This window comes from Desulfobulbaceae bacterium (assembly GCA_015231515.1).
GTDB lineage: Bacteria > Desulfobacterota > Desulfobulbia > Desulfobulbales > VMSU01 > JADGBM01.
In genome coordinates, this window is the sequence record JADGBM010000069.1 from 532 (window position 1) to 17044 (window position 16513).

Genomic DNA, 16513 nt, shown 5'->3' on the forward strand with positions numbered 1-16513 from the left:
TTATCATAGGCCACTGTGGAAGACTCTATCAAGTAGTTCTTATCCTGAATATTACTGTATATACTCAATTCCACAGTACCAGGACCACTTACAGTTAGATTACTTGTTGTAACGTGACCAAGTTTTGCTGCTTCCGCAGATGCAATTGAAATACTTACAGTTTCACCAGAAAAAGCACCTACTTGAAACTCCTTATTTGTAAATGATCCTGAAAGTAACTTCTGCCCGTTGAAAGATGTAGTTTTAGCTATCATATCCAACTCTTCAAGGAGCTTGGTAATATCGGACTGGATCGCATTTCGTGATTCAATGGTCTGGCCATCAGCCGCAGCCTGAATCGATTTAGTTTTAATAGTATTGACGATACTAATGGACTCGTTCAGAGCGCCATCAGCAGTTTGTACCATTGAAATACCATCATTGGCATTTCGGATCGCCTGACCAAGCCCCAAGGCCTGAGACCTCAATGAGTCGGCAATCGCCATACCTGAAGCGTCATCAGCCGCCTTGTTAATACGCAGACCTGACGACAGTTTTTCCAAGGATGCCGACAAGGCATTGTCGTTCTTAATCATGTTTTTGTGGGCGTTTAACGCTGCCACATTGGTATTAATTCTTAAAGCCATAGTAAAATTCCTCCGTGATTAATAGCGAGAGAATCCTTTCTCTCATAAATGTTGTTCCACAAAATGCGAACACCCCTGCAATACAAACATTTGTACCTTCCGAGATACAATTTCAGGCTTTCGACCACCTCCTTTTCGGTTTCTCTTCATAAATTTTAAAGTTTAAAAACAGACCGATCACCCGGTTTCCCACCTTTTCATATTTAGGTATCGGCACCAGGAGGAATAACTTAAATTTTTTCATAAAACCAACAAACGCATAAACAGGGGAACCGTTATACAGAAAATCCGCTTAAAGAACGAAACAAAATGAAAACCCAGAGACGTTCAAAAATCAGATATCAACTTTCCGATTTGTTAAATATCTATCAGAAAGGTATTTATGGTAGCAAACCAATCGTTAGCCATACTTTCGCAACAGCCCAGTCTTGGTTCAAAAATTAATTTCACAACCAATTCTCTCATGTTTTTTCTAATACACCCGAAAAGAATTAGGAGAAACCTTTCTACTTGCCTTACATATACCGCCGCAGAGGACACCTCAGAACGATGCCCTAGGAGAAAACTTATGATCAATACGAAAAACGAAATCTATGAAAAAAACATGTCGGTTTTGGCAATACACCATCCACGCAAATGGGAGGCTCTACAGGAGAATGGATCTGAACCTTTGGGAAAGATCGTAACAGCACCTAATGGCCAGCTCAATCTCCAACTGCAATCCACAAGCGGGCAAGATATCCTACTGCACAAAAAAGACGATCCTCTCCAAGAAATCCAAACTTTTCTTAATATGGTTCCTGTTAACTCTTCAGGAAGTGTTGTTTTGCTTGGCCTGGGCCTTGGTTACACCTTGAAAGCCCTTGTCGAAAAGCGCCACTCAATACGCCATTTCATACTTTTTGAAGCCGAGTTAGGAGTTTTCCATCAGGCTTTAATAAATACTGACCTGAGGCAAGTTCTGTCCGACCGCCGGGTTATCCTGAGCATCGGTAACAATCCAAACGCCCCAGAAGTTCTGGCCCCGGCATCAAAAGCTCTACAGCTTGAGTCAATTCATACACTCAAGCATATGCCTTCGTTCACATACGCCCCAGATACATATAAAGAGATAGCCGATTCTGTTTTCTCTCAAGTAAGCAGCTACAACGTTGAAGGCAGCACCTCAATGACTTTCGGCCACACTTTCATCGACAACCGACTCCGTCATTTCAGTACGATGCCCCACAATAATCGTATCGAAGATATTCAGGGTCATTTCGCTGGAACTCCGGCAATTATTGTTGCTGGGGGACCGTCACTGGATAAAAACGTTCACCTGCTCTCTAAAGTAAAAGGAAATGCGGTCATAATTGCCGTCGACTCGGTACTGCCATCTCTTCTAGCCCACAATGTGACCCCGGACTTCCTCACCTCAATTGACCCCCAGGACAACACCTACGAAAAAATTGCCGATCTTACCGACAAAGCAAAAGATCTCTCCCTGATCTGCATGTCCTGGGTAACACCCAAGGTACCTAAGATATTTCCCGCTGAGCACGTTTTTTGGACATTTTCCGCAAAACCCATTGAGAAATGGCTTAATAATCTCATCGGAGGATCATTGCTTACTGGAGGCGCAGGAACCGTTGCCCACCTGAACATTTTGTCTGCAATTATAATGGGTTGCTCACCAATTGTATTCATTGGCCAGGACCTGGCCTACACCGACGATAAAGACCACACCAGTCATGCAGTTCTCCAACATAAAGATCTGATGAAAAACACCTTAAAATCATCCACCGAAGCTATGATGGTAGATGGCATTGATGGTAAGAAAGTTGCCACCAACAGGGCATTTTACGGGATGAAACAGTTTTTTGAAAGAATCATAGATGAAAATCCAGGCAAATACATTAACGCTACCGAGGGGGGGGTACACATCCAAGGCACTGATGTTTTACCCTTACAGGACGTCATTAACCAATACTGCTGCACCCCCCGTGACATCCGCAGCAAACTGCGCCATGCCGTTGACCATGCCCCTAAGGCCAGCACAAACACAATAGTCAAAAGTTTTCGGTCTACCCTGAAAACCATAGAAGGGCTTCGAAAGACCATCAAACAAGCAGACTCGCTCTCACATAACATTGCACGAGAACTTGATTCGCTCAAAAAGAAGAAAGCGGGCCACAGAACCCTCACATCCCTTCCCCCTGCCCTGCAGCAAAAATTAGCAAAAATTGACACTTTGCATAACACCCTGGACAACGCAAAAAAGATATGGCCTTTGCTTGAAGAGCTAACGCTATCAGGTGTTCAACAAAGTGAGCGGCTTCAGCATGAACTTAATATGCTCCATGGTGACCCCAACCGATACTTGGACTGGCTTGCCAAAAACATGGAAAGAGTTTTAGCTATTAATGCTGTCCGCAGCGATGTTCTTACTACCTTTCGGGGTCGCCTCTCCTTTCTCCTTGATTTTTATGCAAAAGAGAAAAAACTTCTATCGGACATCAAACTTGATTCTGAAAACGAGACAGCCTATCTGAATCTGGCAAAACTATATGTCAGTTCAGAAGACCTCGTAAGGGCCGAGCCTATCCTGAACAAACTTCTAACTATCTCCCCCGACTGTGCAGAAGCACATTTCCATCTAGGTATCATCTTAGCACAATGGACACAGTGGAAAAAAGCCGACCAGCATTTCATAAGAGCATTAGAGCTTAATCCAGGTTTGGCTGAACAGATCGATACATTTTGCAAAAAATCTGGTGATGAATATCTATCCTTTGCCAAGGGCTACAAAAACATTGACAAAAGCTCATTCAAGTGGCTTCTTTTTAAGGGATTACGTTATGACAGCAATCACCTTGGCATTAAAACTGAAATTCAGGCTATTGCCGAAATTGAATTTAAACAGATCATTGAAGCCTCGGCAAAAAACGTACCGGAAGAGACAGAAACTCTTATTCTGGGCTGGTATAAAAATTTTATTGACAACCCCCTTATAGCTGAATGCCTTTCAAGTGCTTCTGTGGCTGATTTTTATAGGATTTACGGGCACCTACTCATGAAACAAAACAACTTTCACGATGCCGTAGGCAGCCTAAGTATTGCCTTAAAATACGCCCCAAATGATCCGCAGCTGCATATTCACCTTACTGATGCTCATTTCGCGCTCCACTCTTTTGACAAGGGAATCACCCATCTGCAACGTGCCATAGCGATTGACAAAAACTACGGCATATATTGGGAGCAGATCGGCACCAATTTTCAAAAAGCCGGACAATTTGAAGATGCGATAATCGCCTATGAAAAATGTTTCGAAGCCTTACCGGAGAATATTATGGTGTTGAAAAAAATGGGAGACTGCTACCTCGAACTTAACGAACCAGAATCAGCCCAGACAGCGTTTCAATTTCTTCGAGACAAATCCGTCCTTCTTTCACAGTCTCCTACTAGCCAAACAAACTCTGGAGCAGTTTTATAATCTATTATGTGCGGCATTGCTGGTTACAAAATAAACGGTGGCATAAACCCCAATACTATCAAACCGATGGTTTCAGCCCTATATCACCGTGGTCCAGACTCGTCCGGTTTCTACAGGTCCGGCAATTATTGTGCGGGCATGCGCCGTTTGAGCATCAACGACTTGGAATCAGGCGACCAGCCCCTCTATAATGAAGACAAGTCAGTCGTCCTGTTCTACAATGGCGAAATCTATAATTACCCGCAACTTCGTCGCGAACTGGAGGCAAAAGGCCATCATTTCAGGACCAGATCAGACGGTGAAGTCATCTGTCATCTATACAGCGAATTTGGCGTGGATCTGTTCGAAAAGCTTGATGGCATGTTCGCAGCCGCCCTGTGGATTGACAACGAACAGAAGCTTATCCTTGCCCGTGACATCCCCGGAGAAAAACCCCTTTACTACATCCCCCTTTCAGAGACCGATGTAGTTTTTGCCTCAGAAATATCCAGCATGCTCGCATATCCCGGCTGGGACCGGTCATTAAACCAGCAAGCCCTATGGGATTTTCCATCATTTCTCTGGATACCAGAACCAGCCACAATTTATAGTAAGGTCAAGGCATTACCCCGGTCACATCTGCTCATTGCTGAACAACAGGGAATACACCTGCGCCCTTATGCAAACAGATTTAACCAGCAGGGGATTGACTATGACGAACATGCCATCGTGGAAGAAACCCGGCGCGTTGTCACTGAAGCTATCGAAAGTCGATTGCTTTCCGATGTGCCGGTGGGCTGTTTTCTTAGCAGTGGTCTGGACAGCTCAATTGTCTCAACTGTTGCGGCAAAATCACTTCCAAATGTTACCACATTCACCATTGGCTTTGAAAATTTGTCAGATCCTTACCACGGCACGGCAGACGAATCGACCTATGCAGAGGAATACGCCCGCGTACTCGGCACCACACACCACACCATCAGGGTCACTGCCGATGACTTCCGCAGGAATCTTATCAAATTTTGTAAACACGGAGACCAGCCATTCTCAGTCTCATCCGGACTCGGAATCCTCTCTATTGCGCAAGCCGCCCGTGAACACGACATAAAGGTTTTATTAACCGGAGACGGTGCAGACGAATGCTTTGGCGGGTATTCATGGTACGCCCATCTGGGACTGGACGGCATTACTCCAACACCTGTAGTAACAGACAGTCCTGTTTCATTTCAAAACTTTGGAATCTCCCTTGAAAAAAGGCTGCAGATTCTTGCCTCAATGCCGCCACAAGAAAGAGCCTGGGCCTGGCATTACTATGCTGCAGAACGAGAGAAACAACAACTCTATAACCCGGAATATTTTGAAACAATTCTCCCTTCCATCAACCATTTTCATGCATTCAACAAAGCCAAGACCTGGACTCCAGAACAATTTATCCAACAAGATCGGCAGTTTTATTTTCCCAATGAGATGTTGCGAAAAGCAGATCGGATGACCATGGCCTGCTCAGTGGAAGGACGAGTCCCTTTTGCAGCACCGTCAGTGCTTGCCCACTCTGACAAACTGCGATATGTTGACATGGTAAAGGGTGACACATTAAAATGGGCATTGCGAAAGGCGTTTGCTCCCATTCTTCCTGAAAACATTTTCACTCGCCCTAAACACGGCTTTAATGTCCCTATCGACCACTGGTTAAAAAGTGACTGGGCAGACCTACTTGAAGACTCTTTTGCGCAAAACTCGGCTTTGATGAAAGCCGGGCTTATCCATAAAAAAAGCCGCGACATAGCGGTCAACATGTTGAATGACCCTGAACGGCTTAACGGCCATACAATATTTTCATTTATTATGCTAAACATCTGGCTGGAGAACGTCCATGGAAATAATAGCTGAAATTGGCCAAAACCATAACGGTGATATGGCCATTGCTAAAGAACTCATCTATGCCGCCAAAGAGAATGGCGCCGATGTGGCCAAATTTCAAATTTACGACGCCAAAGCCCTTTTCCCCAAAACTGACAACCCATGGTTTGACTATAACTGCAAAACAGAAATCAGCCGGGACCAACTGCTTATGCTTGCAGATGTTTGTTGCAAAGCAGAAATTGAGTTTATGGCCTCAGTTTTTGACGTGGAACGGATTGCCTGGCTCGAAGAAGTTGGCCTCAAGCGTTACAAAATTGCATCCCGCTCTATTACAGACCAAGCGCTTATCAGGGCCATAGCAGCAACCAATAAACCCATCCTCGCCTCCCTTGGCATGTGGACAGATAAAAATTTCCCAGAGATAAAAGCTTCAGCCCCAGTCGAGTTTCTTTACTGTGTATCCAAATACCCAACTGACCTTTCCGAACTTCATCTGGCAGCAATTGATTTCACCGAATCCTATGCCGGATTCAGCGACCATACTATTGGCATAACTGCCAGTATCGTGGCATTTTCCAGAGGAGCCAAAACGGTTGAAAAACACTTCACTCTGGACAAATCAATGTATGGCCCGGATCACAGCTGCAGTATGGAGCCAAACGATCTCAAAACCCTTGCCGACTACCGAACTCAAATAGAAACCTGCCTGCAATGAGAATCAACTCGGGAACCCTGACCAAGAGTTCCTGGCAACTGCTTTGAGTCACATAGAGGCCTCGGAAATACTAATTCTGTATTCCATCGCATTTTCTGCATCATCTTTCATTCAATTTTTTTTAGAGAACACCGATAAGCTTAATGAAATTGATTTCCATAAGATCATATTATCAATTAGATTAAGGGGCTCAACGATGCCAGTAAGCGCTTTAAAGGATTATTATGCTATTGAAGAAAACACTCCTATTTGGCTTGACACAAAAACGATGATGGACCAATCAACCGCAAAAAAGCCTAAAATCACCGTCTACATTGCCTGCCATAACTATGGCCAGTATCTTGAACGAGCCATTGAGAGCGTTCTTCGCCAAACAATGGATGACTGGGAGCTGCTGATAATAAACGACAACTCAACAGACAACACTTCAGATATCATGAAGCTCTACGAGGGTGCTCCTCGAATTAGACTTTTCCATACCGAAGGGCTCGGCCTGCCCGGTGTCTGTAACCTGGCAATCAAAGAAGCCAGAGGAGAAAGACTCATCAGGCTTGACGGCGATGATATTTTTGATGAAAATATTCTCCTGGTTCTCTCCAACTACCTGGACAGAAATCCAAACTGTTCGATGGTCTTCCCCGACTATTATCTGATGGATCAGCAAGGCAACGTATTTTCACAGGAGCGCCGGGAAAAAATACACGGAAACAACCACTTGCTTGATGTGCCGGCAAACGGTGCCTGCTTCCTTATCAAAAAAGAAGTCCTCGAAAATCTCAATGGCTACAGGGAAGACCTAGGCGCCCAAGATGGGTTTGACCTATGGACCAGATTAATGGCAGACTATAAAGTTGCTAATATCAACCTCCCCCTGTTCTATTACCGTCGTCATGGCAAAAATCTCACTGAAAACAGCCAACATATCATCGATGCCCGACGCAGAATTAAGTTTGATGCCATCGAAGAAACACTAAAAAAACACCGTCCAATAATCGCTTACATACCGTGTCGGGTCCATTATGATTTTTCCTCTAACCTATGGAAACGGAGTTTAAGAGAAAAGAGCCTCCTTGAACACTGCATCGATAAGTGTGTTAATTCCCCGCTCTTTGACCATATTATCGTTGGTGCCGACACCCTACAGGTCAAAACTGTGATGCAGAAATTTAATGACCCGAGACTTAGTTTCGCCGGTCGACACCCAGAAGACACAATGAGGTCTGCCAGTTTGACCCAGAGTCTTGAAAGGATAATCCAGGAGCTTGACCCCGAATACCAGGGCACAACAGTAATCTCTTACCTACAGGCGCCCTTTGTAAAGACCGAGACCCTAGAAGAGGCGGTCGCCACATTACTTCTCAATGATGTTTCTTCCTCTATGTGAGTTGAAGAGTTGCAGGATCGCCTTTACAGGCGCGCCCCCCACGGTCTACAGCCAATCAACCGGATCAGCTCCTTTGCAACTGACTTTGACACCGTCTACCGTGAGGCAAACACCTGTTTCGCCTTAAAAAACAGTAATGTCAAAACCGGCTCAACCATGGGGCCACAAGTCGTTCATTTCCCTGTTTCAAAGGATGAGTTTTTCTTCATCAACTCAGAGCAAACCTTAAAAATTGCTGACATCCTGCTGAACGGAGATAACAAGTGAGAAAGTATGGAGTCATTCTCGCCGCTCGTCTTGGCTCACAACGATTACCCGGAAAAGCGCTTCTTCCCCTGCAAAACACCCCGATGATCTCTTTTCTGATTAGGCGGCTACAGACCTCAAAACAGGTCTCCCGGATAATTCTGGCAACCACTAAGCTTCCAGCTGATGACCAGCTTAAGGCAGTCGCTGAAAAAGAAGGCATTGATATTTTTAGGGGGGACCGAGATGACGTGGTATCCCGTTTTGTCGGTGCCGCCAACCACTTCAACCTTGAGTATGTAGTCAGAGTCACAGGAGACTGCCCCTTTGTAGACGGTGCAAGCCTTGACTACTGCATCGATCAGTGTAACAGACACAACAGTTTTGAGATTGCCTCGACCAAAACTAAGTTTCCGGTTGGCATTGACTATGAAATATATCAGGCAAAAGCCATGGCAACGCTGCATCTGGAGCATTTAACAGCCGACGAACGAGAGCACCTTACCCTGGGGATGTACAACCGGCCTGAGCGTTTCAAAAAAATCCAGCTGCTCCCCCCACAGGACTGGCCCAAAATCTCAAACACGTTTACAATCGACACTGCCGAAGATTATGAGACGGCCCAGGGGCTGATTCGCAACTTAAAAACGGTTCATTTCGATATTGCAACCCTGCTTCTCCAAGCCGAAAAACAAGATCACCCATGACCCACAACTCCCGTATTTAAGAGGAAATCTCTTATGAGAATAGAATACTCAAAACCCGCCGCCGATCTCCAGAAAGAGGGTGCAGAAAGACTCCTCAACGACCATAAACAAAAACTTTTTCAGGAGAACCAGTTAAAAAGGCTAGCCACAGCTCAAGACAGAACTGAATGTGTTCTCTGTGGCAATGGTTTATCCGGCGAGCTGTTTTTACACCGTGAAACCCCAACCATTTTTTGCAGGGTCTGTGGCCATCTTCAGACCAAAAAGCTTCCACCACCAGACTTTCCAGATATGGAGTTTGCCACAATTTATCCCTCTTTAAGTGCAGAAGAATACCACGACCGCAAAAGACGGATTTACCAGCCAAAACTCGACTGGATCATCCGCAGCCTTGCCCCATTAAGATACAGTGCAGAGAAGCTAGCAGAAATGCGCTGGACCGAGATGGGTGCAGGTGCCGGCTATTTCACCTCAGCCCTTAAAGACAAGGGATTTCATAAAGTCAAAGGGTTTGATGCTGACCGCAAACTTGTTGAACTTGCCAACAACTTTGCTGAGGGCACCCCTCTCAGCCACTATGAGGGAAAAATGGCCGACGCTATTGCCCAGTACCCCGCAGAAATATACACATCATTTTTTGTCCTTGAACACCTTCCGGACGCATTTCATTTCTTTCAAGAGCTTAATAAACTCCCGCCAGGAACGCTGTTTATTTTCGCCGTTCCGGTTTTCGGTCTTGCCTGTCTGCTGGAAAATATATTCAGTAATAATTTTGCCCGCAGCTTTGACTGTGTGGTTCACACCCAGGTCTATACTGACAAATCAATTCAATACGCATTGGAAAATTCCGGATTTTCAATACTTTCAGAATGGGTTTTCGGCCAGGACTCATCAGACTTAACCCGTTTCATGATCACCAACCTGCAAGACAAACTAAGCCCTGCTATGATTGAGTCTCTTGCTGGCAACTTAACCTCCATTGAAGATGGCATACAAAACTGTGTCGATAAAGCAATGCTTGCCGACCAGCGGCATGTTATCGCCATAAAAGATTAAAGACTCCGCCTATCTATGCCGAAGTAGAACGATATAAGGCTGATACAAAATTCCACGTCTTTCATAAAATAACATCTACAGCAAGATAAACGTACAAAACCATTTTAAGGAGCAACCTCTCATGAAGATACTGTTTATTAATCTTTCAATACGCCCTGATGCCAAGAGAAGATTGCTGCCGGTTGGACTTGCCTATGTAATGACTGCCGTCAAAAAGGCTGGGTTTGAATTCGATTTAATTGATATGGATGTGGACCTTCTCTCTTTTGAAGATCTTGAAGCTATGCTTGAAAGAAAAACCTATGACGTATATGCCTTTGGCTGCATTGTGACAGGTTTTAAATTCGCACGACAACTCTCCTCAACAATCAAGCGGATTAATCCCCAAGCAACCATTGTTGCTGGGAACTCTGTAGCAACATCAATTCCAGAACTCTTACTCATGAACACCATGGTTGATATCGCCGTTCTAGGCGAAGGCGATGTGACCATGGTCGAACTGCTTAAAGCTTTAGACAAAAATAACCATGTTGGAGCGATTGCCGGTATTGCCTATAAAGATAATAACAAGGTTGTTTTTAGCGAAAAACGTGAAGTAGAGCCCAAACTCGATTCATTCGGCTTTCCTGACTGGAATATCTTTAACCTGGAGAAATATAACAGTTACAGCATGGTCAACAGCAACGCTTTCTTCTCCCAATCAGTTGCCCCCTACCCTTTAAATACCGGCAGGGGATGCCCATATTCCTGTACGTTCTGCTATCATGCCTTTAAAGGCAAAGCGTACCGCCGCTATTCAGAATGCTCCATTGTCAATGAGATTAAAAGACTCCATGAAGAATTCAAGGCAACCTACATCATGTTTTGGGATGAACTCACCTTCCCTAACACAAAAGCGGTTCGTGCTTTAGTTGACCAAATGGCCGACCTTGATTTTAAATTTGGCTGGGATGCCCCATGCCGAGCAGGACTTTTCAATAAAGCCGATGTGTCATTAATAAAAGAGATGAAAGCACTAGGGTGTGAAAACATTGCATTTTCACTCGAAAATGGCAGTCCTGAAATATTAAAAGCAATGAACAAGAAAATAACTGTTGAGCAGTTTAAAGAGCAGTCCAAGGCTCTATGGGCAGGTGGCGTCCCTCCACGAACCAGCGTCGTCCTTGGCTATCCTCAAGAAACGCCTGAAACCATCCAGATGACCATGGATGTCTGCGATGAATGCAATATTTTCCCTAGCGTTGGCTTTCTACTTCCTTTACCTGGCACCCCAATTTACCAATGGGCCAGAGACAAGGGGCATATCCCAGACGAAGTTGCTTATCTCGAACAACTCGGAGACAGGCAGGACTTTCATATCAACCTGACATCCATGAGTGATGAGATTTTCGTGGAAACCGCCACTGAAAAACTAGGAAAACTGGCAGACAAACTGGGACTGGAACTTGATTCTATTTTCAAGACGGTACAGTACCAGAAACCCAAGCGAGAAATATTGGCGGCGTGATTGCGCCAATTCCAAATCCAGAGTTCCTAGGAAACTGACTCTTTAACAAATGATTAACTTTGACAATGTTGTTATAGAAAGAAAACAAGACAAAGCAAGTCCCTGTTATCTCAACATTAGAGACAAGCTGCGCTCCTGGTGGTTATTAAGAAATCCACAGATCTCTCATGGACGAAATATCACCCTCAAAGAAAGAGTTGAGGTCTCTATCTGCCACACTGGCTCGCTGACCATTGGTGACAATTGCTTTTTTCATGCCCGATGCTGGCTTTTACTCACCATGCCCCACCCTATCGTAGAAATAGGAAAATGGGTTTTTGTCGGCAGAGAGACGATCATTGCCTCTAAGAACAAAATATTTATCGGCGACTATACAGTGATCGCTCCTCGTTGCTACATAATAGACACGGAACACGGCTTTGCCCCGGACCAAGTCATCCTGAACCAGCAATCCGTGCTCAAAGAAGTCTCCATCGGCAGAGACTGCTATCTCGGAACGGGAACGACTGTTTTAGGAGGAGTTAACATAAGCGACGGAGCTATTATCGGTGCTGGCTCAGTCGTAACCAAGGACATACCCTCTTATCAGGTCTGGGCTGGCAACCCTGCCCGTTTTGTCAGAAATCGATAGAGGACGAACTCAAACAACTGCAAAAACAATGAGTTCCGGAAGTTCATTGTAGCTTAACAAGATACAAAATGGCCGTTAAAACCAAAAACAGACGCAACAAAAGCCGTCCCTGCCAAAAATCGAAAGTTTCAGCCAATAATCTTTCCCAAATAGAAAGTTACTTAAACTCTGGAGTGCAACACCATAACTCTGGTAATTATGTTGAGGCAATAGAAAACTACCAGAAGGCCCTCTCGATCAATCCGCGCCTCGATAGAATCCTCTTTAACCTTGGAGCGGCATACCAAGCCATCAAGAATTTTAATACAGCTAAACTAGCCTATGAGAAAGCTGTAAAAGTCACCCCTTACTTCACCGATGCCTGGCACCAACTGGGACTGATGAATTATAAAACATCTCACCACCTCGAAGCAATCAACGCCTTTGAAAAGGTTATCACACTTAACCCCCAAAGCGCTGACGCCTTTTACTGCCTCTGCACTACCCTTAAAGATGTCGGCAGATTTGACGATGCCATCGCCGCCGGAGAAAAGGCCATCTTGCTAAACCCAGATCATACCAGAGCGCTTGCTTCCTTAGGGGAGACATATTATCGAAAAGGAGATCTTGAACAGGCCTTGACCTGCTACGAAAGGGTTATTGCTCTAACCCCCGAAGATTTTCATGTTCTCAATTCTCTCGGGGGAATCTATATGGAACAAGGCCGAACCAATGAGGCATTTACCTGTTTCCAAAAATCCATCGATATTTCTTCCAATTTCGCAACAGCATATTACAATTTAGCAACATTGAACCTGCAAACCGGAAATATGGAGAAGTCTCAGGAACTGTACATTAAGACACTCCAACTCGACCCCAGCCAGAATTCTGCGTATCTTAACCTAGCTATTATTAATCGAAATACCGGCAGGACAGAGCAAGAGATACAATATTACCAGACCTATCTTAAATATCATCCAGAAAGCCATGAAACATTACTGTCCCTTGCTAGCGCCTTTGGCACCATCGGAAAAATTAACGAACAGATTGAAAGCTATCGTCTTATCCTCTCCGTTTCCCCAAAAAATATATTTGCCTTAAAAGAAATTGCCAGGACACTCGTAGAAAACAATTTATTTGCTGATGCCCTTCCCTACATACAAACGGCCCTTGAAATCTCAACGAACACACCGGAACTACATTATGCCCTTTCCCTGGTGTATGCCAATCTCCATCAACCAGAACAGGAGATACAGCAAATTCAAAAAGCCATAGACAAAGAACGTGACTGTGCAGATCTCCATTTCTTCCTTGGCAATGCCTTTAATAAAACAGGAGAAACTAACAAAGCCATCGAGACATACAAACAGTCAATCAAGATTGACCCTGGCCATCTCAACTCACAAGTTAATCTGGTAAGCAGCCTTATGCAAAGCGGAGAGGTCGAAGAGGCAACCAACCTCAAGAATATCTTCACAAAAACCCCCTTTCCTCTTGCTCCGCCAGAAGCACCTGAAACAGATGGAAAAGATCTGGAGATCTTCCTGATGCTTGGTCAATCAAATATGGAAGGAAAGGCCAACTGGTTTAATCTGCCACCCAACCTCGACCGTCGGATATTTGAATATACTGATGATGGCTGGAAGATAGTAGAAAAAGGCACAAGCCTGGGCCTAGCCTTTGCCAAAAGCCTCCTGGCTGAAAACCCAGAAACCTCCATTGGCTTGATCAACTGCGCTCATGGAGGGAGTCCTATTTGCCGGTGGGTTCCTGGTGGCGACCTCTACCAGAAGACCATTAACATAGCGAAAAAGGCCTCATATCAAGGTAGAATTAAAGGGATACTCTGGCATAATGGAGAGACTGATGCCTTTGAGCTTATCACAGCTCAAGCCTATTACACAAACCTTTGCCAGTTCATTTCATCAATAAGAAAGGACCTAGGCCAAAATGATCTACCCGTTATGGCTGGAGAGCTTGGCCCTTTTCTCGCTCAAAAACAAACAATTAAATATCATACGATCATTGGCGACGCATATCGTGAATCTTCCGCAAACATTCCTAGACTAAAAATCGTATCTTCGGCTGGACTAAACGCCTCGTATAGAGATGACAATCTACACTTTTCCCCAGCATCCCTTAAAGAGTTCGGCACACGGTATGCAAAGGATTACCTAGACCTTATCAGGGCGAGTGAACGCTAATTGATTCAATCGATCAATTGAATCAATGATTTCCTGAAATAGTAAAAGAAAAAACATCAGAAACCGGCGTTGATAAAAAACCATTCTCATTCACCTGCACGACTTTCCAAAAATACTTTTTCCCAGCCAACAGAAAAACTTGGTCAGCCAGAGACACATCCATTTTGCCGCCATCAACTACTCTATGGAAATTTGGCGAAATTGGCTGAGTGATACACTCATCAAAGCCGACCATGACTTCAAATTTTTCCCCATCAACTATTTTGTGACCATCTGTATGCCATTGCAAGCGTGTAAGATCATTTAAACTGATCACATCACCATCTTTGGGGAAATCACAGAATATCCGTTTAAACTCCTCCGATACAGACCGTTGATCATAACTCATTTCGACAATCAAACCTGACCCGTCACTTTTTTTTCCGCCCTCGAAGATCTCCAAACTGTTTTCTCCATAGACAAATTCAGGCAGGGCAAAAGATGAAATCTCACAGATAACCTCAGCTCCGACCTTGAAACTGTTGAGGGTTTTATGAAAGAACAAACGAACTACCATTGGCGACATTAAAAGTTCGTCGGCAAACATTCTCCTCATCCGAAATACGATTCGCCCCTCCTCCACAATCACCGGCAATAATTCTAAAAACTCACCTGAAACCTGATTTTTATATTGAAAGGTGACATCATCCACACTTGCAAGCTCATCTCCTTCAATTCGGATAAATCCATCGACAGCAGGATAGCGAGGACTAAGAGTAAATGAAAGCTCAGCCCCTGGAGCAAAGCTGTTCATCAGCCCCTCCAAATGCGATTGCGCCAATAATTTAATCCATTTTGTTTGTGCTTCACCACAGAACACCATTACCCCAACATCAAACTCATCCACAAGGACAGATCGCTTTTGTTTTGCATAAAGGAACTCACGCTGTGAGACCCAAAACCAGGGCAGATCATAAAAAAAAGTCACCTTTTCTCCGGGCAGCAAATCTATCGACAAATTGGCAAGAGGGTTTTTCGAAAACTCCTCGGATAATGCCCCGAGCTCTTCACTCGAATATGAAATTGCCTCTACTAAATTTGACGTCCCCTTAATAATTTCCATAAAATCTTCCTTTGCGTATTGCAATGGGGGCAAAACCATCAACTCATCAAATGAAATAGCAGACGCTGACGATTGACACGCTTCAAAACTAGACGGTTCAGAGTCTTTGTTCAAATCTGGGAAAAAAATCTGGGCATGAGAATCAAGAATGTGCCAGTCCCCATCGTAATAAGCTTCAGGAAAAGCATGCACTCCAGGGAAAAAAAATACTCTGGATTGTAACCCAGCAAAATGGCAAAGCGTTGCAAAAAGCCCAGATGACCACAGACAGTCTCCCCCAGGGAAAAAACTCAGCGTGGCTGGCGGGTATGAGTATGCAAAATCTTTGATACTGGTACTGGTGGAAGTTGCTACCCGATAGTGAGTTAAAAAAAGATATATCAAAAAGGCTTTTTGCTTGTCGGAAAGATCTCTGCCTTGAAAGATAAATTTTAATATACCTTCAATGCTGGTAAAATCTTTTCCATTCACTACAGCTCTTACAGACTTTTTTGGCATCTTCGAGACATTCTGAATAGAAAAGGAGTAGAATTTCTTAAGCGACTCTTCATGGGTGATCGTATGAATATCCGGCGTTTCTTCCAGCTCAACGCGCAAGAATCTATCGCCAAAATATTTTCGTCCATCATTGCCATCAAAGATTGATCCGATAGGCTTAACAAAGATGTACTTTTGCTCCCCCTTGACATGCATCTCCTGCAAGAACAAAAACGATTCAGAGAACAAATTGCACTCGTACGATGGAGATTTAGGCTGTCCGTATAAAATATTATTCTGTTTAATAATATTGAGAAGCCTAGCCCTCATTGATTCATCAGTTATTACCGCATTTGCAGTCTGCCCCATCGCCTCATCCCTCACAATATTATTATCAAGTGACTTTTGATGTTTATTGACTTTACCCGGTTACCATATTCATTTTCCGGCACAGCTAAAAGCGTATATACAAACATCGCTTGAAGCGAAAGTCCATCAATCTTTCCTATCGCAAAATCAATGCTCGATGTAACCACTTGACAGGAATATATACACAACATTCTAC

At 44.2% G+C, this 16513-nt stretch carries 11 protein-coding genes and 1 pseudogene (1 of these 12 cut by a window edge); 10 read left to right on the forward strand and 2 right to left on the reverse strand.

Annotated elements, in window-relative coordinates; all coding sequences use genetic code 11:
• Positions 1-626 (reverse strand): annotated as a pseudogene (locus tag HQK80_10875) (flagellar protein FlaB); it reaches 531 nt to the left of the window's first position.
• Between the two features lie 568 nt (positions 627-1194).
• Between HQK80_10875 and HQK80_10880 the strand changes: the two are divergent.
• From HQK80_10880 to HQK80_10925, 10 genes are all read left to right on the forward strand, one after another.
• The gene (locus tag HQK80_10880; GenBank protein ID MBF0222711.1) at positions 1195-4098 is read left to right on the forward strand and encodes a DUF115 domain-containing protein; all 2904 of its coding nucleotides are present in this window, start codon (positions 1195-1197) and stop codon (positions 4096-4098) included.
• A 6-nt stretch (positions 4099-4104) separates the two neighbouring features.
• Positions 4105-5967 carry an asparagine synthase (glutamine-hydrolyzing) gene (gene asnB / locus HQK80_10885; GenBank protein ID MBF0222712.1) on the forward strand — a complete coding sequence of 621 codons (1863 nt, stop codon included), beginning with the start codon at positions 4105-4107 and terminating at the stop codon, positions 5965-5967.
• Positions 5951-6655, forward strand: coding sequence for an N-acetylneuraminate synthase family protein (locus HQK80_10890; GenBank protein MBF0222713.1), 705 nt, complete (start codon positions 5951-5953; stop codon positions 6653-6655). The genes asnB and HQK80_10890 overlap by 17 nt, the downstream gene beginning before the upstream one ends.
• 196 nt (positions 6656-6851) lie before the next feature.
• Positions 6852-8039 carry a glycosyltransferase family 2 protein gene (locus HQK80_10895; GenBank protein MBF0222714.1) on the forward strand — a complete coding sequence of 396 codons (1188 nt, stop codon included), beginning with the start codon at positions 6852-6854 and terminating at the stop codon, positions 8037-8039.
• Between the two features lie 9 nt (positions 8040-8048).
• Positions 8049-8306: a hypothetical protein gene (locus tag HQK80_10900; protein ID MBF0222715.1), complete on the forward strand. Its 258-nt coding sequence runs from the start codon at positions 8049-8051 to the stop codon at positions 8304-8306.
• Positions 8303-8992, forward strand: a complete 690-nt coding sequence (locus tag HQK80_10905; GenBank protein ID MBF0222716.1) for an NTP transferase domain-containing protein — start codon at positions 8303-8305, stop codon at positions 8990-8992. The genes HQK80_10900 and HQK80_10905 overlap by 4 nt, the downstream gene beginning before the upstream one ends.
• Before the next feature lie 33 nt (positions 8993-9025).
• On the forward strand, positions 9026-10048 hold the full coding sequence (locus HQK80_10910; protein MBF0222717.1) for a class I SAM-dependent methyltransferase: 1023 nt from the start codon (positions 9026-9028) through the stop codon (positions 10046-10048).
• Positions 10049-10169: 121 nt separating this feature from the next.
• Entirely contained in the window at positions 10170-11555 is a 1386-nt protein-coding gene (locus HQK80_10915) for a B12-binding domain-containing radical SAM protein (GenBank protein MBF0222718.1), read from the forward strand.
• 49 nt (positions 11556-11604) lie between these two features.
• On the forward strand, positions 11605-12186 hold the full coding sequence (locus HQK80_10920) for an acyltransferase (protein MBF0222719.1): 582 nt from the start codon (positions 11605-11607) through the stop codon (positions 12184-12186).
• Positions 12187-12254: 68 nt separating this feature from the next.
• The gene (locus tag HQK80_10925; protein MBF0222720.1) at positions 12255-14369 is read left to right on the forward strand and encodes a tetratricopeptide repeat protein; all 2115 of its coding nucleotides are present in this window, start codon (positions 12255-12257) and stop codon (positions 14367-14369) included.
• A 22-nt stretch (positions 14370-14391) separates the two neighbouring features.
• Here the strand turns inward: HQK80_10925 and HQK80_10930 are convergent, their stop codons facing one another.
• Positions 14392-16317, reverse strand: a complete 1926-nt coding sequence (locus HQK80_10930; protein MBF0222721.1) for a transglutaminase domain-containing protein — start codon at positions 16315-16317, stop codon at positions 14392-14394.
• Positions 16318-16513 lie beyond the last annotated feature (196 nt).